The 20,927-nt window shown below is 54.5% G+C and carries 22 protein-coding genes; 17 read left to right on the forward strand and 5 right to left on the reverse strand.

The window, feature by feature from the left end:
* Position 1: 1 nt before the first annotated feature.
* Complete coding sequence (locus VB016_02135) at positions 2–595, reverse strand: METTL5 family protein (protein MEA4977339.1); 594 nt, start codon at positions 593–595, stop codon at positions 2–4.
* Between the two features lie 221 nt (positions 596–816).
* Here VB016_02135 and VB016_02140 point away from each other — a divergent pair, with 221 nt between their 5' ends.
* Complete coding sequence (locus VB016_02140; GenBank protein ID MEA4977340.1) at positions 817–2,421, forward strand: glutamate synthase-related protein; 1,605 nt, start codon at positions 817–819, stop codon at positions 2,419–2,421.
* A gap of 136 nt (positions 2,422–2,557) precedes the next feature.
* Positions 2,558–4,099, forward strand: coding sequence for a bifunctional phosphoribosylaminoimidazolecarboxamide formyltransferase/IMP cyclohydrolase (gene purH / locus VB016_02145; protein ID MEA4977341.1), 1,542 nt, complete (start codon positions 2,558–2,560; stop codon positions 4,097–4,099).
* Between the two features lie 39 nt (positions 4,100–4,138).
* Here purH and VB016_02150 read toward each other — a convergent pair whose 3' ends face one another.
* On the reverse strand, positions 4,139–4,342 hold the full coding sequence (locus VB016_02150; protein ID MEA4977342.1) for a hypothetical protein: 204 nt from the start codon (positions 4,340–4,342) through the stop codon (positions 4,139–4,141).
* A gap of 65 nt (positions 4,343–4,407) precedes the next feature.
* Here VB016_02150 and VB016_02155 point away from each other — a divergent pair, with 65 nt between their 5' ends.
* Entirely contained in the window at positions 4,408–4,836 is a 429-nt protein-coding gene (locus tag VB016_02155; protein MEA4977343.1) for a 4Fe-4S dicluster domain-containing protein, read from the forward strand.
* Complete coding sequence (locus VB016_02160) at positions 4,833–5,606, forward strand: heterodisulfide reductase-related iron-sulfur binding cluster (GenBank protein MEA4977344.1); 774 nt, start codon at positions 4,833–4,835, stop codon at positions 5,604–5,606. Before VB016_02155 ends, VB016_02160 begins: the two co-directional genes overlap by 4 nt.
* On the opposite strand, the gene nadC is transcribed toward VB016_02160, so the two are convergent.
* Positions 5,603–6,418 carry a carboxylating nicotinate-nucleotide diphosphorylase gene (gene nadC / locus VB016_02165; protein MEA4977345.1) on the reverse strand — a complete coding sequence of 272 codons (816 nt, stop codon included), beginning with the start codon at positions 6,416–6,418 and terminating at the stop codon, positions 5,603–5,605. The two genes, VB016_02160 and nadC, sit on opposite strands and share 4 nt — an antisense overlap.
* Positions 6,415–7,650: an MBL fold metallo-hydrolase gene (locus VB016_02170; protein ID MEA4977346.1), complete on the reverse strand. Its 1,236-nt coding sequence runs from the start codon at positions 7,648–7,650 to the stop codon at positions 6,415–6,417. The genes nadC and VB016_02170 overlap by 4 nt, the downstream gene beginning before the upstream one ends.
* Positions 7,651–7,861: 211 nt before the next feature.
* On the opposite strand from VB016_02170, the gene VB016_02175 reads away from it, so the two are divergent.
* The 9 genes from VB016_02175 (at position 7,862) to VB016_02215 (ending at position 15,149) form a co-directional block, all read left to right on the forward strand.
* Positions 7,862–8,458, forward strand: a complete 597-nt coding sequence (locus VB016_02175; protein MEA4977347.1) for a hypothetical protein — start codon at positions 7,862–7,864, stop codon at positions 8,456–8,458.
* Between the two features lie 159 nt (positions 8,459–8,617).
* Positions 8,618–9,415, forward strand: coding sequence for a hypothetical protein (locus VB016_02180; protein MEA4977348.1), 798 nt, complete (start codon positions 8,618–8,620; stop codon positions 9,413–9,415).
* A gap of 71 nt (positions 9,416–9,486) precedes the next feature.
* A complete protein-coding gene (locus VB016_02185) occupies positions 9,487–9,783 on the forward strand; it encodes a transcription factor S (GenBank protein MEA4977349.1) in 297 nt (98 codons plus the stop codon).
* 20 nt (positions 9,784–9,803) lie between these two features.
* Positions 9,804–10,541 (forward strand): proliferating cell nuclear antigen (pcna), encoded by a 738-nt coding sequence (pcn, locus tag VB016_02190; GenBank protein MEA4977350.1) that lies wholly within the window; start codon positions 9,804–9,806, stop codon positions 10,539–10,541.
* Between the two features lie 5 nt (positions 10,542–10,546).
* Positions 10,547–11,392, forward strand: a complete 846-nt coding sequence (locus VB016_02195) for a transketolase (GenBank protein ID MEA4977351.1) — start codon at positions 10,547–10,549, stop codon at positions 11,390–11,392.
* Positions 11,389–12,327, forward strand: coding sequence for a transketolase family protein (locus VB016_02200; protein MEA4977352.1), 939 nt, complete (start codon positions 11,389–11,391; stop codon positions 12,325–12,327). The genes VB016_02195 and VB016_02200 overlap by 4 nt, the downstream gene beginning before the upstream one ends.
* 4 nt (positions 12,328–12,331) lie before the next feature.
* Complete coding sequence (gene fsa / locus VB016_02205) at positions 12,332–12,979, forward strand: fructose-6-phosphate aldolase (GenBank protein ID MEA4977353.1); 648 nt, start codon at positions 12,332–12,334, stop codon at positions 12,977–12,979.
* Between the two features lie 2 nt (positions 12,980–12,981).
* Positions 12,982–14,124, forward strand: a complete 1,143-nt coding sequence (locus tag VB016_02210) for an NAD(P)/FAD-dependent oxidoreductase (protein ID MEA4977354.1) — start codon at positions 12,982–12,984, stop codon at positions 14,122–14,124.
* A complete protein-coding gene (locus VB016_02215) occupies positions 14,121–15,149 on the forward strand; it encodes a class I SAM-dependent methyltransferase family protein (protein ID MEA4977355.1) in 1,029 nt (342 codons plus the stop codon). The genes VB016_02210 and VB016_02215 overlap by 4 nt, the downstream gene beginning before the upstream one ends.
* On the opposite strand, the gene VB016_02220 is transcribed toward VB016_02215, so the two are convergent.
* The gene (locus tag VB016_02220) at positions 15,132–16,637 is read right to left on the reverse strand and encodes a hypothetical protein (protein ID MEA4977356.1); all 1,506 of its coding nucleotides are present in this window, start codon (positions 16,635–16,637) and stop codon (positions 15,132–15,134) included. The two genes, VB016_02215 and VB016_02220, sit on opposite strands and share 18 nt — an antisense overlap.
* Positions 16,638–16,718: 81 nt before the next feature.
* Between VB016_02220 and VB016_02225 the strand changes: the two genes are divergently transcribed.
* From VB016_02225 to VB016_02240, 4 genes are read left to right on the forward strand one after another with little or no spacing between them, the layout of a single operon-like run.
* Entirely contained in the window at positions 16,719–17,207 is a 489-nt protein-coding gene (locus VB016_02225; protein ID MEA4977357.1) for a ribonuclease III domain-containing protein, read from the forward strand.
* Between the two features lie 34 nt (positions 17,208–17,241).
* The gene (locus tag VB016_02230; protein ID MEA4977358.1) at positions 17,242–18,168 is read left to right on the forward strand and encodes a ribose 1,5-bisphosphate isomerase; all 927 of its coding nucleotides are present in this window, start codon (positions 17,242–17,244) and stop codon (positions 18,166–18,168) included.
* Between the two features lie 5 nt (positions 18,169–18,173).
* The gene (locus VB016_02235; protein ID MEA4977359.1) at positions 18,174–19,415 is read left to right on the forward strand and encodes a RuBisCO large subunit C-terminal-like domain-containing protein; all 1,242 of its coding nucleotides are present in this window, start codon (positions 18,174–18,176) and stop codon (positions 19,413–19,415) included.
* Positions 19,412–20,926 carry an AMP phosphorylase gene (locus VB016_02240; protein MEA4977360.1) on the forward strand — a complete coding sequence of 505 codons (1,515 nt, stop codon included), beginning with the start codon at positions 19,412–19,414 and terminating at the stop codon, positions 20,924–20,926. The genes VB016_02235 and VB016_02240 overlap by 4 nt, the downstream gene beginning before the upstream one ends.
* Position 20,927: the final 1 nt, after the last annotated feature.

Here is a 20,927-nt window from a genome sequence, read left to right on the forward strand (position 1 = left end):
ATCACCTTATGTTAACAACAGCTATCTCAATGCTGCGCTTCTTCTCTCTATGGAATTCGAATGTATGAAGAATATCGTACTTATATACTTTACAAAGGGATGCTTTCCTTCCCTTCTTCTCGCAGTATTTGATGACGAATTCTGTCGTTTCCGCTTTATGCACGGAATAGACGCATTCAGAGAGCTCCATAGCTTTGTCCAAGAAAGGACGGTCAGCGTTACGGGTCTGACACCCGAAAGGGGGGTTCATAAAGACCGTGTCGGCCCCCTCATTTACGTTTTTTACATCGGAAACGAAGAATGCAGAGTCAACGCCCGCGGAAAGCGCGTTCTTCTCGGCGGTCATGACGGCTTTTTTCGAGACATCGTAACCCAGCGAGGTGCCCGCGCCCATGAGCGTCGCCGCTATGGCGAAAACACCGTTGCCGCAACCAAGGTCCAAGACCTTCATGTCGGCGACGTCCCCGCTCCGGTAGGCCTCGAAGACTATGTCCGCGACCACAGTGGCGGGCGTAGGATACTGCTCGAGAGAGGCATCCGGTTCCGAAATAGGCTCCAGCCTCTCCAGGGCGATCTCCAGGTCCTGTTTCTTCATCGCCGTTGTGATACGTTCTGCGTTAATATCTTTCGCTAAAGGAGTCTTTACGATATTCGCGACCATATTATGATATTCAATAATACGGCATCTAGCTATTCTAATTATGGCTAGACATTTGTCTAATATTATCGAAAATAATCGATACATAACGGTTACATTTATATCTGAAAAGTGCATATTCGAGTATAGACAGCCTCACGCTGCCAAGGAGATCAAAAATGTATACCATCGAAAACTCGAAGTCGACGACCGATACGACGACCCGTGTCAAGGACGTCTGCCCTGTCAGCGGCATGTGCCCGGTGTGCACGGAGGACTGTAACGTTATATGCGAGGTAGCCAAGGGAGCCTTCAGGGGAAGAGAAGTCCTATACCCCAGTCAGGAGCACTTCGGAAAGAGCACCGCCGCATCGAACAAGGACTATTTCCTGGACTGGTCACACTTCCAGATAATGGCCGAGCTCCTCGGGGCCAAGGGAATAGAGCCCAGCTCGGACGTGGCGTTCTTCGAGAATGCAAAGATCAACACGGTCATAGGTTCAAGGGGAAAGAACCCCATCAAGATGTCCCTGCCTTTCCACATCGCAGGACTGGGATCAACCGCGGTGGCGAAGACCAACTGGCGCGAGCTGGCGTCCGGTGCGGCGATCTCTGGTGTGTGTGAGGTCATAGGAGAGAACGTCTGCGGAATGGACGGCGATGCAGTATACTCAAACGGAAAGGTGCAGTCCTCCAAGGACCTGGCATTCCGCGTGAAGTCCTACATGGATTTCTGGGACGGAGAGAACGGCCGCATCGTGCTCCAGACGAACGTCGAGGACCAACGCGGAGGAGTGGACGAATACGGGCTGTCCAAGCTGGACGTGGAGGTCATCGAGAGGAAGTGGGGTCAGGGGGCCAAGGCGATCGGCGGAGAGGTCAGGCTCAACACTCTTGAAAGGGCGCTCGAGCTCAAGGCCCGCGGATACATAGTAATGCCGGACCCGGAGGATCCCGCCGTCCAAGAGGCGTTCAAGGCAGGCATATTCAAGTCGTTCGAGAGGCACAGCCGCGTAGGGTTCCCGGAGCGCAGGTCGTTCCTCGAAGACATAGACAACCTCAGGTCCATGGGCGCCAAGAGCGTGTTCCTGAAGACCGGGGCCTATAAGCCGGAGGCAGTGGCGTTCACGATGAAGGTGGCTTCCGAAGCCAAGCTGGACCTGGTCACTTTCGACGGTGCCGGAGGCGGAACGGGAATGTCGCCGGTCATGCACATGAACGAGCTCAGCACCCCGACGATCTGGCTCTACGCACAGGTAATGCAGTGCGCCTGGTACCTGAGAAAGAAGGGAAGATATGTTCCCGACATTTCTTTCGCAGGAGGATTCGTAAACGAATCGCAGATGTACAAGGCGTTCGCGCTTTCGGACATGGGCGACGGACCGATATGCAAGTCCATAGCTATGGCGAGGGCACCGATCACCGCGGCCATGAAGGGTAAGCACTTCGCGGAGCTCGCCGCAGAAGGCAAGCTTCCGGCCGGTTTCGCCAAGCAGTACGGAGAACAGCCGGAAAAGTACATGATATCCGGCAAGACGGTAGCCAAGATGTACCCCGACAAGGAGCTCGGAACCGACATCCCCTGGGGAGGTGTCGCCCTCTACACGTACATGCACGACAGGCTCGGAGAGGGTCTGAAGCAGCTTATGGCCGGTACCCGCAGGTTCACCCTGGACTCGATCGAGAACGAGGACATCGTAGCCCTCACGAAGATCGCGAACAGGGTCACCGGGGTCGAGACCCTAGAGGACAGGGCAGACCGCGTGATGAAGCAGTTCCTTTAAAACTTCATCAAACTTTTTCCGGGCCGGTCGGATCTAGGGGCCGGCCCGATGATATATTTTTGTAGAGCGAAACCCTCCGGGGCATGCACGCAGTAAATGTTTGCGCCTCTAACGAGGGGGAATAGTACTGGTAAAGATCAAAAGGGCGATTATCAGCGTTTCAGATAAGACCGGCATAGTCGATTTTGCTAAAGAGCTGGAGTCCGCGGGTGTCGAGATAATATCCACAGGCGGGACGTACAAACTGTTGAAAGATAACGGAGTGAAGGCGGCAGAAGTATCCGAACTCACCGGGTTCCCGGAGATGCTGGACGGGCGTGTCAAGACATTGCACCCCAAGGTGCACGCGGGAATTCTTGCACGCAGGGATATGCCGGCCCACATGAAGGCGATCGAGGAAATGGGAATATCGCCGATCGACATGGTGGTCATCAACCTGTATCCGTTCAAGGAGGCCGCCCTCAAGGACGGCATCTCTTTCGAAGAGATAGTCGAGAACATCGATATCGGAGGGCCCAGCATGATACGCGCGGCAGCCAAGAACTATGAGTCCGTCGCAGTCATAACCGACAAGAGCCAGTACTCCGATGTTCTGAGCGAGATGAAAGAGGGCGGCCAGATATCCCGGGCGACCTTGGGCAGACTGATGGCGGAGGCCTTCATAGCCACGGCGAACTATGACGCGATGATAGCCAGCAGGATGCACTCGAAGTTCTGCGAGGGATTTCCCGATTCGTTCCCTATTCCCAGCGAAAAGGTGGAGGACCTCAGGTATGGGGAGAACCCCAATCAGAAGGCCGCGTTCTACAGGGACCCCTTCACGGAAGGGACGACGGTACCCAAGGCGGAGCAGCTGCATGGTAAGCAGCTATCCTACAATAACATCCTGGACCTTGACAAATCGCTCGATATTGCAATGGATTTCGAGAAACCTACCGCTGTGGTAATGAAACATACCAACCCGTGCGGACTGGCGTCCGCCGACACGATCGCGAAGGCCTTTGTAACGGCGTACGATGTAGATCCGTTATCGGCATACGGTTGCGTGATCGCCCTGAACAGGGACTGCGACATGGCAACCGCGGAAGAGGTCAAGAAACATTTTGTAGAGGCGATAATATGCCCGGACTACGCCCCCGAGGCCCTAGAGCTTCTGATGACCAAGAAGAATCTTCGGATACTCAGGACCGGACGTCCCATAGGGCCCGGACAGAGGCACCGCGAATACAAGATGAAGAAGGTCCAGGGAGGCATGCTGGTACAGACGGACGAGGATCTGGAGATCGACCCGGAGAAGCTTACTGTCGTCACCAAACGTGCACCCACGGGCGAAGAGGTGCACTCGCTGCTGTTCGCATGGAAGCTCGCGAAGCACGTTACGTCCAATGCAGTGGTATATGTGAAGGGCGAGCGTGCGGTGGGGATCGGCGCCGGACAGATGAGCCGTGTGGATTCCGCCAAGATAGCGGCCATGAAGGCCAACGAACCCACTCAGGGGTGCGTAATGGCATCGGATGCGTTCTTCCCTTTCAGGGACGGGGTGGACACGGCCGCGGAGGCGGGGATCACCGCGATAATACAGCCCGGAGGAAGTATCAGGGACCAGGAGGTCATCGATGCCGCCGACGAGCACAACATCGCCATGGTTTTCACTGGATGCCGTGTATTCAGACACTGATGTTACAGTGCCAGCAATGAAAAAACAATTTACCGTTCATTAATTTCTAGAACGTTCTTCAAGGTCGCCCGGTATGATGGGTTTCCCCTCGGCCTTCCTCTTCATGTGCCCTCCCGGCCCTCCGCGTTCAACGCGCGCCTTCTCGATACACTCGGGATCGTCGCAGACAAACGCCGCGTAAACGAAGTTGGTGGAAGTTTTTCCGCAGATCTCGCACGGATAATCGCTGAAATTTATCGTCATGCATAGGACAATGCGAAACTCAGGTAAAAAACAAGCGTTATCTAAATCAAGGTAGATATGCGGACATGGAACAAGGGGCCCTCGCGATAAAGTTCGAACTGGTGAAATGCATCCAGTGCAAGAAATGCACACGGAACTGCCCATCGGCAAAGCATGGAGGCATCATACCTAACGAGACGGTATTGGGGGTCCGAGAAGGAAATTATGCCGGAGATCCCTGGACATGCCTGATGTGCCACAGGTGCAGTATGGTGTGCCCTAAGGGGATAGAGGTAGCAGGATTGGTGCTGGCGCTCCGCAATAACGAAGCGGAGGCAGGCAACTTCCCGGAAAGGTTCGGCAGGGTTTATGGAAATTTCAGGAAGGCGGGAGACACGATGAGCACAGCGGGTTCGACCGACGAAGAACGCAACGCGTTCGGCCTTTCAAAAATATGCAGAGATCCAGGAGTGCCCGAGAAGTTGGAAAAGATGTCCGGGAGAAGGGTACAATGAAGCTTTTCCCGGGATGTACGGTAAGTTCGAGGCTCCCGTTCGTCGAGTCGGCAGTAAGGTACATAGCGGAGAGGCTGGAGATCGAGATATCTCCGTCGGGGTGCAGCATGTGCTGTTTCGAGCCCACAGGCCTGAGGTCGATGGACCCGGACATGTGGATGTCTGTCGGGAGCATGGTACATTCGATGAACCGCGGAGAATCGCTGGTGACCCTCTGCGAGGGATGCAATCTTTCATTATCGTCATCGGAAGAAGCCCTAAAGACCGAAGAAGGCGCCGCAGATGCCAAAGAAAGGCTATCGAAGGTCGGAATGGATTTCGGGACGGCGGACGTCCGCGGCCTGCTAGAATTCCTGTATGAGAACATCGATGGGATACGCAGGCTGGCTAAAGTGCCAGCAGATGGCATGGGTGCAGTTTTTCCCGGATGTCACGGGGAGTTTGCGTATAAAATCAGGGGATCGGATGCAGGCACAATGATGTCAGAGATACTCGACGCGGCAGGATGTAATAACATAGTCATCAGGAAGCCCATGTGCTGCGGGGGAGGTCTGCAGGGAGTTAACGACCAGATAGCCAACGGAATTCTTCAGGACACGGTGGGCGAGTTCAAGGAAGCGGGTGCAGGGTTCGCAGTGGTATCGTGCGTTTTCTGCTTCCGCAGACTGGACATCTCTGCGAAATATCCAGTGATGCACATATCGGAAGTGGTCGCCCGTTCCATGGGATGGGGGGCGGACACCTCCAGATATCATCGCACCAAGCTTTAATCCAGGTCCATCGAGAACTGTATGGAGCCGGAGGAGTGGGTCAGGGAGCCCATCGAAACCAGGTCCGCGCACCCGGCGTACTTCGCCACGTTCGCTAGCGTGATGTTTCCGGAGGCTTCCACTAGCGCCCTCGGATTCTTTTTGTGAACCGCGGCGCGGAGTTTTTTCACGTCGACGGGTTTCATGTTATCCGCCATTATTATGTCGGCCCCCATTTCTGCCGCCGTCTCAGCGTCCTCGATGCTGCTGACCTCTATCTCTATTTTCAGGTTGAAAGGTGCCTTAGAGGCCCTCTCCATGGCGCTGCGGACCGATCCGCAGGCTTTGATGTGATTGTCCTTGATCAGGACCATGTCGTCCAGTCCGAACCTGTGCTCGGCTCCGCCGCCGAGCCTGACGGCCTTCTTCTCGTACTCTCGGAATCCGGGAGTTGTTTTCCTGGTGCCGCAGACAAGGATGTCCGGGTCCTTTTCCCTGAGCAGGTCTGCGGCCGCAGATGTGGCGGTCGCTATCCCGCTCATCTTCATAAGGAAGTTGAGGGCGGTACGTTCGGTGCTCAACAGCCCCCTCACGGGGCCGCTCACCGAAATGATCCTTGTTCCCGCTCTGACGCGCGCTCCGTCTTTTACAAGGGCGGTGGCGTCCCCTCCGATAATCGAAAATATTTCGCAAGCTTCTTCAAGACCTGCTATCACGGCATCTTCCTCGCAGATGATCGAAGCTCTGCCGTTCACATCGGGGATAAGGCCGGCCGTTACATCGCCCCTTCCTATGTCCTCTTTCAAAAAACGTTCAAGGCCGACCATGCTCATACTTCCAGTTCGAATTCTTTTCCCAGTTCCGGCAGGATCACATTATAGTCCTGCAGGTCGGGGAGGAACAGTTCCCTGACCTCCGAGTGCATAAAGACGACATTTTTCGGATCGCATTTCTGGATGAAGTCAATGATCTCGCTGTGGTCTGCATGAGCGGAGAAGTCGAACCTCTGCACTTCGCATTCTATCTTGTATGCTTCGCCGTCAATGACCATGCTGCCCTGCTCGAGGAGCAGGCTTCCGTTGGTGCCTTCGGCCTGATATCCGACGATTAGGATCGCGCTCTTCGGGTCGTTCTTGACGTTGTTCACATATCCCAGCACAGGTCCGCCGTCCATCATTCCGCCTGTCGTGACGATGACCTGTCCCTTGGAGGCGTTGCGCCTCATGTTCGAATTCTTTACAGTGTTGAAATTCCTCTTTGCCGCCCTGAGCTTTTTGGGGTCGCGCAGGTATTCAGGATAATCCAGGAACATGCGTGTAACGGAGCGCCCCATGCCGTCGACCCACATTTCGTACTTCAGGTCTTTCAGCAGCAACATGATCTCTTGTGTCCTGCCGATTGCAAAGCAGGGGATGATGCACGTCCCGCCTCTTTCCACGACCTCGCGCACCTTGTTGAGGAACTGGACCTCGGTCTGGCTCCTCGGGGGATGATTGCGCCCTCCATAGGTACCTTCGATGAACAGGTTCTCGCAACCGACCGGCTTAGCTCCCAGCACCAATCTCTGGTCTGCAGTGTGTATGTCGCCGCTGTAGAGTGTCGTGGTATCTCCTTCGAACATGAACATGGCCGCTCCCGGGATGTGCCCTGCCGAGTAAAGGGTAACGTCCGCCTTTCCGATCTCAATAGTATCGCCGAACGTCAGCGGGACCACGTTGCTCATGGTTCTCTCGATATCGCCGGCAGAATATGGCTGAGGGTAGTTCTCGGCTTTGGCGATCTTCAGCGAGTCGTTCATCAGAAGTTCTCCTACCTCTGCGGTCACCGGTGTTGTGAAAAGCTCGCAGTCCTGCCCGCCGCAAACCACAGGGATCATGCCGCAGTGGTCGAGGTGGCCGTGTGTCAAAAACACGTGGTCCACGCGCGGCGCGGGCATCGGATACTCGGGCGGCTTGGAAGGGCTCAGCCCGTATTCAATCAGGATTGTCTTTTTAGGACCTTCCATTGTAAGTCCCATGCGGCCGACTATATCCGCGCCGCCCAAAAATCGATATTTTACTTTCATTGTTATTCTCCTTTTTATATTGCCATAGGCTGTGAAAAAGAGGGGCAGAACGCCTCTCCTTTGACTGTAAATCAGGACATAATGTGCAAGTCCTAAACTGGCTATTGTATCGCGGTATATTTAGTTTCCTTATATGCTAAAGAGTTATTTCATAGGCTGGAAAATCAAATGTGCCACAACTTAAAATATCGGTCAATACTTAACGGTGTCCATGGGGCAAGCACGCAGCAGTACCAGTTATTTTGGGTTCTTTGGAATTATGGCGGCAATAATATATGCGGCCACTTTGTGGTCGGCCTCAAACGGCATCAGCACATGGGAGGTCGGTTCCAGCGACCCGGCGGAGCTGCTAGTCGATGACATTTACAGGATAGGCCTGACGTCCGCGGGTGCACTGGGGGCCCTCTTTGGAATTGGGTTTGCCGCCCGCAGGGACGGGCCGGTGCACATGATCGGAGGTATCGCGACAGTGTTCGCCGGTGTAACTTTGGCTATAATCGGATACCAGGCGCCCGACGTCGAGGCGAATTTCGTCTCGATCTTCGTCGCCCTGATCGTTCTGGCCGCCCTGATGGATGCTTTGAGCGGAGCCGTCAACAGAGAGTACGTGTCCCTGATACTGTCGATAGTTTTGGCGCTCATAATGGCCGTAACGTACTATTCGAACATACTGTACGGAATGGCATTCATCATATCTGCTCTCGTCTGGGTGATCATGGTCTCGCTTATGATGGCAGTATACGATCTGGAGCCGGAGGCCGAAGATTTCAAGTGGAATAAGAACGGCAAGAACTACAAAACAAAGTAAATACAGAGATAAGGAAGCCTACAAAGCCTACAAAAAACAAACAGCCAGGCTGTCCCAAAAACACGATGCTCGACGTAAGGGCGAAGCAGGGATCGAGAGCCCATTGCCGGGACGTTCTACCCAAACTTATTAAACGCATAACGAATAAGGGGAGATGGGATGCAAACTACTAAGTATAGTTCGTCAGCCAAAAATATTGGTGGCGCAGGCGGCAACGCACCGTATAGCACAGGCAGGGCTATGGCCGGAGGGTTCGCCCTGGCCGCCGTACTGTGGTGGATCCCATTCATAGGCCCAGCTGTAGCAGGCTATTATGTCGGCAGAAGATCTGGGTCATTCATAAAAGGAGCTATCTCCTCTTCCATAGCTGGTGGCAGCCTAATGTTGGCCGTAATGGCCGCTTCATATTATCTTCTCGGCCCCGCGGGGTTCCCAAATACGGCTGTGGATGCGGCAGCCGGCACTTTGATAGGAGTATACTCGAGGGCCGGGATTTATATCAATTATTTCTTTAACCCCGGGACGGCGGAGCTAGCTCTGACGCCTCTGGGCATAATGGTCGCCTTCGGTTGCGTAGGCGGTTCCCTTTCCGGCCTGTACCGCCGGGAAGCCACATCGCTTATTGCGTCAGGGGCGGTCTATTCGGCGATCAGGCCTTTGGCAAGGTCTGTGCAACTCTATGAGAAAGGCAAGAAGCTGGGGTTCGAGTCCTACAACGACTGCACATCCGTCAGGGAATCGGCAGTAAGCGTCGGCAAGGATACCAGGCAGCGTTCGGACGCCGCAGCGTCGATGAAAAAGAAAGCGGTGACAACTACAGTGCAGGCGGTAACAACGACCGTTGGTGAAGGGGTCACGCCGACCGCATCTTCACATGAAAAGACCCAGAGCCCGTTTTCAGATATTCTTAGGCGCTCCGAGGTCCACGGCAATGGTAAAGATGGTGTCCAGAAGTAAAGACGGATGCTAATCCTCGTGCGCGTGATAACTTATTAATATCGTCATCCAATGGGGATATCAGTGATAGCTTGTTTTGTTCTCAGTGCGGATCTTTGATGTTCCCTAATGAAGGGAAGTACGTCTGCAGCGCTTGCGACGAAGAAAAGGAAATCGGAGCATCGCACGTAATCGTCACCGGCTCCAACGAAAAGGAAATGACTGTGATCAAGGAGGATGTGGCGACACTTCCCAAGACGCGCATAGCGTGTCCCCTTTGCAGCCATACGGAGGCATACTTTGTCATAAGGCAGACACGTGCCGCCGATGAACCCGAAACCAGGATTTACCGTTGCTGCAAGTGCAACCATTCCTGGAGAGAATATTGAGCAATCCAGAAGGTGAAACAATGTTCAAGGCAGAGATAAAGTCCGATACGATGAAGGGGCTCGTAAATATCGTTTCCACGCTCATTGACGAGGTCAAGTTCACCGTGGATCCCGAGGGAATGAGCTTGAAAGCGGTAGACCCGGCACATGTTGCCATGATAGAGCTCCGCATCGATGCCGGCGCCTTCGAATCTTACGTAGCCGACGAGACAGAGATCGGGCTCGATCTCGACAAGGTGAAGAGCGTGCTCAAACTGGCATCGTCAGGTGACATAATCACCATAGAGCAGGACGACGACCATGGTAAACTCATATTCAAGGTGGGGAATATCACTCGCCGCATGCACCTGGTGGACACTTCGGGGATGAACGATCCAAAGGTTCCGCAGCTTTCTTTATCCGCCAAGGTGAGGATTGCCGTGGACGAGCTACAGCAGGGCATCCGTGCATCCGAGACAATATCGGACCACATCGCGCTCACAGCGAGCCCGGAAGGATTCGAGCTTTCGTGTGAGGGAGACACAGACTCTGCGAGCCTGATAGTTCCCAAGGAGAAACTTGTAAGTCTCGAGGCCGAAGGAACATACTGCAGCCTCTTCCCCCTCGATTATTTCGCGAACCTGGTAAAGGCGATTCCCGCAGGTACGGTCGTGAACATCGAGCTCGATAAAGATTATCCGATCAATATAAGGTTCGAGATAGCGGAAGGAAAAGGCAAAGTAGATTACCTCTTGGCTCCGAGGATAGAGAGCGACTGATTTTGGTGATAAGGTTGGCCAAAAGCGAAAAGGAGCTAAAGGAAGTCGCAAACAAACTCAGGCTCGATGTCATAGAGATGACGTCCGAGGCCGGGTCCGGGCATCCCGGAGGCTCTCTTTCGTCCGCCGACCTTATGGCCGTGCTCTATTTCAGGGTGATGAACCACCGCCCCTCCGATCCCTCATGGGATGGAAGAGACAGGTTCATACTTTCCAAAGGGCACGTAGCTCCCATATTATATGCATCGCTGGCCGAATCCGGGTACTTCCCGGTCGACGAGCTGATGACTCTCAGAAAGATCAACAGCAGGCTCCAGGGGCACCCGGTGCGCGGGAAGGTCCCCGGGGTCGAGATGTCCACGGGATCGCTGGGACAGGGCCTCAGCATGGCTTGCGGTTTTGCGCTGGCAGCCAAAATGGACGGTAAGAAGCACAGGGTCTACTGTCTTATCGGCGACGGCGAGCTGCAGAGCGGAATGAACTGGGAGGCGGCGATGTTCGCTTCCCAATACAAGCTCAACAACCTTGTGGCTTTCGTGGACCGCAACCGTCTCCAGATATCCGGTTGTACCGACGATGTGATGAGCATAGAGCCACTGGAACGCAAATGGGAGTCGTTCGGATGGAGGGTCGTCACGGTAGACGGCCACAACATCGGACAGATAATCAATGCCTGCAACTGGGCCAAGAGGGCCCGCACCAGGCCCACAGTGGTCATAATGAACACGATAAAAGGCAAAGGCGTCTCGTTCATGGAGAACAATGTGGCCTTCCACGGAAAGAGCTGTAACCAAGAAGAGGCGGTCTGCGCTGAGAACGAACTAGAGGAAGCAATGAGGTTCTGCAGATGAGCCAGATGTTAGCGCAACGCGACTATTACGGAAAGGCGCTCAGGGCCCTCGCATGCCGTGAAGACATAGTGGTATTGGATGCGGACCTGGCAGGTTCGACCAAAACATCGGAGTTCCAGAAGGTCTGTCCCGAAAGGTTCGTCGAGGTCGGCATAGCCGAGCAGAACATGATAGGCATTTCTTCCGGTCTCGCTGCCGAAGGGAAGACTGTTTTCGCATCCACTTTCGGAGTATTCGCGACAGGAAGGTGCTGGGAGCAGATAAGGCTCTGTGCGGCATATCCTAAACTGAACATCAAGATAGTGGCGACCCACTGCGGCATCAGCGTGGGAGAGGACGGCGCGACCCACCAGGCCCTTGAGGACATCTCGCTTATGCGCACTCTTCCGAACATGACGGTCATATCGCCTGCGGACGCGTACGAGACGTACGCGGCGACGATGGCCATAGCCGAATACGACGGACCGGTCTACATGAGGATGGGTCGCTCGCCTGTTCCCACTGTCAGCAAAGAGGGCGAGAAATTTACGATAGGCAAGGCAAAGGTCCTCCTCGAGGGGAAGGACGTTTCTTTGTTCGGTACCGGGCAGATGGTCTTCAATTGCATCGAGGCCGCGGAAGAGCTGAGGAAAGAAGGCATCTCCGCTGAAGTGATCAACGTATCGACGATAAAACCGCTCGACAGAGAAACAGTCCTGGCATCCGTGTCCGGGACTGGGTGTGCCGTCACCGCCGAGGAGCACAGCATCATAGGCGGACTCGGGTCCGCGGTTTCGGAACTGATTTCTGAAGAACTGCCATCGCCCGTTCAGAGGATCGGCACAATGGACATGTTTGGCGAATCCGGGTCCCCTGCCGAGCTTTTTGTAAAGTATGGGCTCACATCCAGCGATATAGCGGAAGCGGCCCGCAGGGCAATAAAGAAAAAGAGATGACAATATGAAGATTTTCATAGACACCGCAAATCTGGACATGATCAAGGAGATCAACAGCTGGGGCATACTCGATGGAGTTACCACGAACCCCAGCCTAATCGCTAAGGAAGGCACGGACGTCAGGACACGTGTAAAGGAGATCGCACAGATCGTCGACGGGCCGATATCCGCTGAGGCCATGTCCCCGAAATGGGAAGACATGGTAAAAGAAGGAAGGGAACTGTCTAAGATACACAAGAATATCAACGTGAAGCTGCCGATGTGCATCGACTCGATGAAGGCCGCGAAGGTCCTCTCTTCCGAGGGCATCGATGTCAATATGACGCTGATATTCTCGCCCCAACAGGCGCTGATGGCTGCGAAGGCCGGAGCGAAATACGTCTCTCCGTTCATAGGCCGTCTCGACGACATAGGGATGTACGGCATCGATCTGCTCAACCAGATCTGCGGCGTGCTAGGCAACTACGACTATGGGACGGAAGTGATCGCGGCCAGCATAAGGAGCCCCGTCCACGTTCTGGACGCGGCCCTTTCCGGATGCGACATAGCTACAATTCCATACGATATTCTTCTGAAAATGGTCTCTCACCCGAAGACGGACGAAGGCATCGCCAAGTTCATCTCCGACTACGAGAAGACGAAGAAGAAGTGATCATGCGCGAAGCCGTCGTAATCGGCGGCGGACCGGCAGGCAGCAAGGCGGCGGAGTTGCTGGCCAGGGACCGCGACGTATTGGTTCTCGAGGAGCACCGCGAATCAGGCACCCCCATGGAATGTGCGGGGCTGGTCACCGACGACGTCATAGGCCTCTCCGGCGTACGCCCGGACATTTTGAACGTACTATACGGGGCCAATGTATTTTTTCCCGGAGGGGGCAGGATATCTGTCAGGTCCGGATGGCCCAAAGCGAACGTGATAGACCGGGCAGACATGGACCGCAAAATGGCATGGAAGGCGGAGGATTCCGGTGCCGAATACAGGTACAACGAACGGTATATCGGCCACAGGGTCACGGACCGCGTCACTGTCGAATCGACAAACGGCGCCACTGAATGTTCTCTCATCGTAGGTGCGGACGGTCACTCTTCCAAGGTGGCGATGTCGCTCGGAACCGACAACGGGCCAAGGGAGTACGTTCGCGGATTCCAGATGGACGTACGTAAGACGTATGAAGAGCAGGACATGATCAATATCAGGCTGGGTTCGAAAGTGGCCCCCGGGTTCTTCTCATGGGAGATCCCCTTCGGCGAATGCGTCCGCGTGGGGCTCTGCACATCTTGGTCTGCCGGACCCCCCTTTGAATACATGAGGTCGTTGTTGAAGGCATCCGGCCTGGAAGATGCAGAAGTCATAAAGAAATATTCGGGAAAAATCCCTCTGGGGGGACGGGCTAAGACATATGGCGAGCGCCTCATGCTCATAGGAGACGCCGCCGGGCAGGTCAAACCGATATCCGGAGGAGGTCTATATCCCGCGTTCAGGTCCGCGGATGCGCTCAAGGAGACGGCCGACGCATCGTTCGGATCGGGCGACTTTTCAATAAAGGCAATGTCTCACTACGAAAAAAGATGGAAGGCAGCGGTAGGCGGAGAGATGCGCAACGGTTACAGGCTTAGGAAAGCATACCTGAAATTTGATGATGAAGATTTTGACAGAGCCTACCTTGCCACATCCCACGAATCTGTACGGAGCGTGCTGGACGGAATAAGTTTGGACAGACCCAGCTCTGTAGTTTCGCAAATGAGGATCAGGGACATGGCGAGGTTCCTGCCGGTGGTCCTGAGGGCTATATTATGAAAAAGGTTACTGCGGCAATGGTGCCCCAGGACATAGCTTCAGAAATCATCCCTGAGCTAATATCCGAAGGAATAGCCGACAGGACGGCAAAGATCTCCAAGGCAGGTAAATTCAAGCTTGTACCCATAGTTCATGAAAGGATCGCAGAAGCGCAGGCAAGGTTCGAACTCTGCGAAACAACGGCATATTCCATAGAAAGAATGACTCCTCAGGGAAGGATATCTGACGTGCTGGCACATTTTCCTGAAGAAATCAGGTCAGTCCTGCCGATGAAATGGGAGTTTGTCGGCGATGTGGCGATAATAAAGCTTCCCGACATATGTATAGGTTACAAAGAGGAGATAGGGCGGGCATATGCGGACGTCCTAGGGGTTAAAACAGTGTGCGCCGATATTTCGGGCATATCGGGTGAATTCAGAAGACCCAGCACCCAATTAATTTATGGTACCGCGACCGAGTCCGTAAGGCTGGAGAACGGCATATTGTATGATTTCGATGTTACACGTGTGATGTTCGCGTCAGGGAATACCGATGAAAGGATGAGGATGCGCGTAACAGACTGCACCGGAGAAACCGTTGTCGATATGTTCGCAGGCATAGGGTACTTTACTCTGCCGATAGCCAAATTCTCAGGTGCCAGGAGGGTTTTCGCATGTGAGAAGAATCCTGAATCCTACAGATTCCTGCTGAAGAACGTAAAGCTCAACGGGGTCATTGACAAAGTGATCCCCATGCTGGGCGATAACCGCAGCATTCCGGGTCAGTGTTTCGCCGACAGGATAATCATGGGATACGTACAGACTACCTCCGCGTTCCTTCCGAAGGCCATGTCGATGATACGCCCCGGCGGAACAATACACTATCACGACACGTTCCCTACAGGCGAACAAGAGCAACGCATAAGCAGGATCTTTTCTGAAGTATGCAACGATTTCGATATACTGGGTATAAGGGAGGTCAAATCCTTTGCCCCGTCCGTATCCCACTATGTCGCGGACGTCAGGATCTCAGACAGATTCGCCTGAGCTGCAGGCGGTCAGCATAGTATTCATGTTGCTGGTATATTTTGAAGGCTCCGACTCGATGAGCGCCTTTGCGAACGGCACCAGATATTCCATGTACTCCGATTCGTCCTTGGAAAGTTTGAACGGGTACTTCTCCGATCTGTCGCACGCGGCCAGGAAGGACGCGGATATGGAGCGGAACCTGCCGTCCTTTGCGAAACCGCGTTCTAGGGAATCCAGCACCATCTTCGCGCCTCCAACCTTTGCCGATTTGGCAAGTTTGTCGCACATCTGGGTTATCGGGCCCGATTTCTGGAAAACCGGAAGCGACCCCATCACATCGGCCAGTGCGAACTTTTTTCTTGCATAGGAAAGCGCATCCGCCGGGACACCTTTGGAGACATCCCCCATAGAATCTGCAGTTTCTTTAGAGGTCGAAAGCTCGATGATTTTTTTGTAATTCGATTCCCAGACCGCCGAAAGAGCCTCGTTCACTCTTTCGGTCCTTATTACAACAGGCGTGGGGAAGTTCTCAAGGAAAAGTCTGAGCGAATCCCGGTCCTCGTCGGAACCCTTCAGAGAGGATAGGAAAGCGCTGAGGTCGGAACCGTAATTCTTTTTCCCTACGACATAAGTCGCGGTGCTCCCGCTCTTGAGGCTGTCCATCCCTGTCCTCATCACAGATGAGATGAGGCTCTTGTCGGTGCTCCCTCCTCCCGCGTATTTTTTTAGGGTATCGCCTTCGATCATCACCCTTCCGTCATCTCCCTCCTTACGGTATTTGTGGACCACGGAAACTTCAATGTCGTCGAGGGGATTGATAGTAGCTATCCGAGAAATGATGTATTGGACCGTGGAGATATCCTTTGCGCAGTCCGAGCATATGCGAATGCTCTGGCCCAGGGATTTTATTTTTATCTCCAGCGATGCGAGGGCATCGTGCCCGCAGTCGAGGGAATCGTCCGGAAACTCGTAAGGGGTCTCCCAGAATGTGTCGTAAAGATAATCTTCAGGCATATTGGGTTTGTCCGAGCACACGATGTTATCGCCGAAAGAGTACAGGTACAGACGGTTCTTCTTGATCATGGTGTTGTACATCAAGAGTCTGATCTTCGGGTCGTTGTAGTACTGGCAGCCGATGAGCTTGTCGGCCCCTACAGTTCCCCTAACGGCATAGGAGATCTTTTCCTCGCCCAATTTGGCGGTGGCGAGCAAAGGTGCAGTGCCCGCGGCCGCCAGGGAGATAGTCCCGGCATATGCGCGGACGATGTCGTCGCTTCCTCTGGTCGCATCCTTGAGTAAAGCATCGGAATTGTTGGCATGCGTTGCTATCACTCCGATGTCTTTGAAAGTCTTATCGAAATGACACTTGCGGCAGTTTCCTGCGCACATCGGTCTGAGGATCCCGGGATCGGCCGCAAGCTCGGCAGAGCGGTCTAAAAGCTCCTCCTCAAGCCGCTTCGAGGCATGTTTCACTCCCCTCATTCTGATGCGCTTTTTGCCTGCCATGCTGACACGCAACGGCATACAGGCTAATAATCCTAATGCGAGCCATGAACAGTACAAATATTTCGAACAGGATTACCGAGCGTGGACGTATTAGGGCAGCATAAGAGGGCGATCAGGGAGCTCCTTGCGAAGCCGCCGTTCGGCTACAGGAACATCCCGGACAACGACCTGGAGCTTTTTGCTTCCGCACTTGTTCATGACAGTTATTCCAACGAGGCCGGCAACATGTGCAACAACGAAAGGCTGGAGTTCCTCGGCGATGCGGTTCTGGAGTTCGTCGCCTGCGAGCACATCTATAGAAACACGGATCTGACCGAGGGGAGGATGACAGGACTGAAACAGGAGATCGTCCGTAACCGCAACATATCCGAGGCGGTCATTGCCTACGGGATCGGGCTGGACGAGATACTTCTCGTTGGCGGGGGGCACACAGACCCCATGACGAAGAGGCCTATAGTAAACGAGAACATGAGGGCCGATGCGTTCGAAGCACTGCTGGCCGCAATCTACCTGACCTATGGGATCGAAGATGTCCGAAGGATAGTCCAGGAAGTCCTTGTAGTGCGCTAGTCACGTATTTAATGGGGAATGGACATTATCAACTGTGGCAGAAATCATTGAAAATACGGCGGAATCCATCAGAAACATGACCATTCGAGGTGCCGGGAGGATTGCACGTGCCGGAGCTTCCGCAATGGGCGATTTCGCCATGGATTACAAGGGCACGTCGCTGGAAGATTTTCGCCGCGACATCAAGAAAAGCGCCGACGTCCTGATAGCATCCCGCCCCACGGCAGTTTCTCTTTGGAACGGGGTCAGGGCGACAATGAGGGGTCTGTCCACCGTATCGACACTACAGGAGGCAAGAGATACGGTCTCTTCCAACGCCGTAGAGTTCGTCGAGATATCGGCCAGAGCCGTGGCGACGATAGCCAAGATCGGTGCCAATCGCATCAAGTCCGGCGACGTTATAATGACGCACTGCAACAGCAGCGCAGCGATCGGCGTCATCAAAGAAGCCCACCGTCAGGGCAAGGACATTAAGGTCTATGCGACCGAATCCCGCCCATGGAGGCAGGGAATAATCACAGTCAAAGAGCTTGCCGAAGCAGGAATAGATACCACCCTGATAGTCGACAGCGCCGTGCGGACGGTCATGAAGGAAGTGGACAAGGTATTCGTGGGCGCTGACACAATAACTTCCCATGGCGCGCTTATCAATAAGATCGGCACGTCGCAGCTGGCACTTGCCGCGCACGAAGCCAGGGTGCAGTTCTATGTCTGCAGTGAAACATACAAATTCTCACCGGCGACCATTTTCGGCGATATGGTGACTATCGAGGAGCGTAGCCTCGACGAGGTCGTCAAAAAGGGGGAGATCCCCGAATCCGTAAAGATATTCAACCCTGTTTTCGACAGCACGCCTGCGGCATACATAGATGCGATAATAACCGATGTAGGGATGATACATCCGGGCGCAGTCTACGAAGTGATGGTCAGACAGCTCGGCGACAGCCTTTTTGAGGAGTGAACCAAATGGCAGGATTTTCATATCTGCATCTGGGAGAGGAGGCGGACCCGGCAACCGATGTGGTCTGCAAATACCGTGTCACGACAGATCTTCCGATAGAGAAGGCGGCAGAGGCCATTGCGGCCGAGCAGTCCACTGGAACATGGACAGGCATATCCACGCTGACCGAGAAAACCCTTGCGAACTATGGGGCCAGGGTTCTGGCCATAGAAGGGGACCTGGTTACGATAGCATTCCCTGACGTCGATTTCAGCATAGAGGTCGGAGGTATACCGCAGATACTCAGCGTGGTATCGGGGAACCTTTATGGGCTCGAGGCCCTCAAAGCGGTCAGATTCGAGGACATAGAATTTCCGAGGAGCATCAGGTCGATGTACAACGGGCCGAGGTTCGGTGCGGAAGGTCTGAGGAAGATACTCGGACGCCCCGAGAAGCCGCTGATCGGAACCATCGTTAAGCCAAAGATAGGGCTATCGCCGAAGGAGACGGCCGAATACGTCTATGAGGCCGGGGCGGGAGGACTGACCAACAGCAAGGACGACGAGACACTCGTGGACCAGAAGTTCTGCCCGATGCAGGACCGCACTATAGCGGTGGCCGAATCTCTCGACAGGCTTGCCAGCGAGGGCCACAGGATGGTGCACGCGGTTAACGTAAGCACCAACGGCGACAAGATACTCGAAGTGGCCGAAAGGGCCCAGGGCTGGGGGGCCAAGCAGCTTATGGTCGATGTGATAACATGCGGGTTCGGGGCGGTTCAGGCCCTTGCCGAGGACCCTTCGATAAAGGTGCCGATCCATGTCCACAGGACGATGCATGGTGCAATGACAAAAAATCCGGAGCACGGGATAGCGATGCTTCCAATGGTCAAGATCATAAGGATGTGCGGAGGAGATGCGTTGCACATCGGGACGCTGGGAGCAGGCAAGATGTCCGGCGACATCGAAGGAGACCACGACAACCTTGATGCGTGTCTCGACCCCTCTTCGCAATACAGGACTGTAATGCCCGTATGTTCCGGAGGAGTATACCCCGGAATGCTGGAGAAGATGGTACGCGCGTCAGGACTAAACGTCCAGATACAGGCGGGAGGAGGCGTGGCAGGGCATCCCGGCGGAGTGAGGAGCGGAGCGATGGCCATGTCCCAGGCGGTCAGTGCTATTTACGACGGGATACCTCTGAAGGAATACGCCAAGGATCACAAGGAACTCGCACAGGCACTTGAAAAATGGGGGCTTAAAGAATGAAACTGAATGTAAAATATTTCGATGTGGACTCGTCCGAGCCGACGGTCCTGATGCATGACGACGACTGCGAGGAGATCGGGGTCAAAGAGAACGACCGGGTGAGGCTTGAGAACAAAGGTTTTGCAACAGCCCTGGTCAGCAGGACGGATACGCTGGTCGAGCGGGGCACCATATTGGTGCCCGCAAAGACGATGGCGGCCATAGGGGCCAAGGACGGCTACACGGTATCCGTCGAGTTCGCACAATCTCCCGAGTCGGTACGCAGCATACGTAAAAAGATGGACGGAGAGGTTCTTTCCAAGGACGAGATATTCGGTATCGTCCGCGATATACTGGACACAAAGCTGTCCAAGATCGAGATATCCGCATGGCTGACGTCCCTTTACATAAACGGGATGTGCATCGACGAGATCGCCGACTTCGCCACTGCGATGGTCGATACCGGGGAGAGGATAGTCTTCGACAGAAAGCCAGTATATGACTTCCATAGCATGGGAGGGGTCCCCGGTAACAAGGTCACGCCGATAGTAGTGTCCATCGTTGCCGCCGCGGGCCTAATGTTACCGAAGACGTCTTCGCGCGCGATAAGCAGCGCCTGCGGAACTTCCGACTTCGTAGAGACGTTCTGCGACGTGGAACTTTCGTCAGAACGTCTGAAGGAGGTCGCCGAGAAGATCGGAGGGGTCCTCGCATGGGGCGGGGCCATCAACCTTGCGCCCGTGGACGACCTGGTCATAAAAATCGAGCACCCGCTGGGGATAAACCCGCGCGCCCAGATGTTGGCTTCCATAGTGAGCAAGAAGCTCGCCATCGGCGCAGAATATCTGCTTATCGATATACCGATGGGAGCAGGCACAAAGGTCCCGACCATCGAGGCCGCCCGTACCTACGCGAGGGACTTCATGGACCTGGGCGACAAGCTGGGAATACATGTCGAATGCGCGATAACATATGCCGACCAGCCTGTGGGAAGCGCGGTCGGGCCCAACCTGGAGGCGAGGGAATGCATACGCATACTGGAGGGCCAGGGGCATCCTGCCAGTGTCGCGGAGAAGGCATGTGAGCTCGCCGGGATCATACTGGAGATGAGCGGGATGTCCAACGGCAACGTCAAGGCGAGAGAGATCCTCGACTCCGGAGAGGCGCTAAAGAAGTTCAGACAGATCGTAGACGCCCAGGGCGGTGACTGCAACGTAAAGTCCGAAGACCTCAAGCCGGGGCAGTTCATGGCGGAGTTCAGGTCCCCGAAGAGCGGATACGTTCACGGGATTAAGAACAAGGATATCGTAGCCGTCGCGAAGGCTGCCGGATCCCCCAACGACAAGGGGGCCGGCCTGCTGCTGTTCCGCAAGAAAGGACAGAGGGTCGAGGCAGGGGAAGTTCTGATGGAGATATACGCGGACAACGAAGCCAAGCTGCAGCGCGCAATGGTCCTGGCCGAAAGATACCAGCCTGTGGACATCGAAGGTATGTTGATCAAACGCATGTCGGTACCAAATGTAAAAAGATGAT

This window comes from Methanomassiliicoccaceae archaeon (assembly GCA_034928305.1).
Taxonomy (GTDB): Archaea; Thermoplasmatota; Thermoplasmata; order Methanomassiliicoccales; family Methanomethylophilaceae; genus VadinCA11.

Excerpts from the sequence above, each read along its gene's own strand:
- VB016_02135 (MEA4977339.1), bottom strand. The coding sequence starts at position 595 with ATGAAGAAACAGGACCTGGAGATCGCCCTGGAGAGGCTGGAGCCTATT.
- VB016_02140 (MEA4977340.1), top strand. The coding sequence starts at position 817 with ATGTATACCATCGAAAACTCGAAGTCGACGACCGATACGACGACCCGT.
- VB016_02150 (MEA4977342.1), bottom strand. The coding sequence starts at position 4,342 with ATGACGATAAATTTCAGCGATTATCCGTGCGAGATCTGCGGAAAAACT.
- VB016_02155 (MEA4977343.1), top strand. The coding sequence starts at position 4,408 with ATGGAACAAGGGGCCCTCGCGATAAAGTTCGAACTGGTGAAATGCATC.
- VB016_02160 (MEA4977344.1), top strand. The coding sequence starts at position 4,833 with ATGAAGCTTTTCCCGGGATGTACGGTAAGTTCGAGGCTCCCGTTCGTC.
- nadC (MEA4977345.1), bottom strand. The coding sequence starts at position 6,418 with ATGAGCATGGTCGGCCTTGAACGTTTTTTGAAAGAGGACATAGGAAGG.
- VB016_02170 (MEA4977346.1), bottom strand. The coding sequence starts at position 7,650 with ATGAAAGTAAAATATCGATTTTTGGGCGGCGCGGATATAGTCGGCCGC.
- VB016_02175 (MEA4977347.1), top strand. The coding sequence starts at position 7,862 with ATGGGGCAAGCACGCAGCAGTACCAGTTATTTTGGGTTCTTTGGAATT.
- VB016_02180 (MEA4977348.1), top strand. The coding sequence starts at position 8,618 with ATGCAAACTACTAAGTATAGTTCGTCAGCCAAAAATATTGGTGGCGCA.
- pcn (MEA4977350.1), top strand. The coding sequence starts at position 9,804 with ATGTTCAAGGCAGAGATAAAGTCCGATACGATGAAGGGGCTCGTAAAT.
- VB016_02200 (MEA4977352.1), top strand. The coding sequence starts at position 11,389 with ATGAGCCAGATGTTAGCGCAACGCGACTATTACGGAAAGGCGCTCAGG.
- fsa (MEA4977353.1), top strand. The coding sequence starts at position 12,332 with ATGAAGATTTTCATAGACACCGCAAATCTGGACATGATCAAGGAGATC.
- VB016_02210 (MEA4977354.1), top strand. The coding sequence starts at position 12,982 with ATGCGCGAAGCCGTCGTAATCGGCGGCGGACCGGCAGGCAGCAAGGCG.
- VB016_02215 (MEA4977355.1), top strand. The coding sequence starts at position 14,121 with ATGAAAAAGGTTACTGCGGCAATGGTGCCCCAGGACATAGCTTCAGAA.
- VB016_02220 (MEA4977356.1), bottom strand. The coding sequence starts at position 16,637 with ATGGCAGGCAAAAAGCGCATCAGAATGAGGGGAGTGAAACATGCCTCG.
- VB016_02235 (MEA4977359.1), top strand. The coding sequence starts at position 18,174 with ATGGCAGGATTTTCATATCTGCATCTGGGAGAGGAGGCGGACCCGGCA.
- VB016_02240 (MEA4977360.1), top strand. The coding sequence starts at position 19,412 with ATGAAACTGAATGTAAAATATTTCGATGTGGACTCGTCCGAGCCGACG.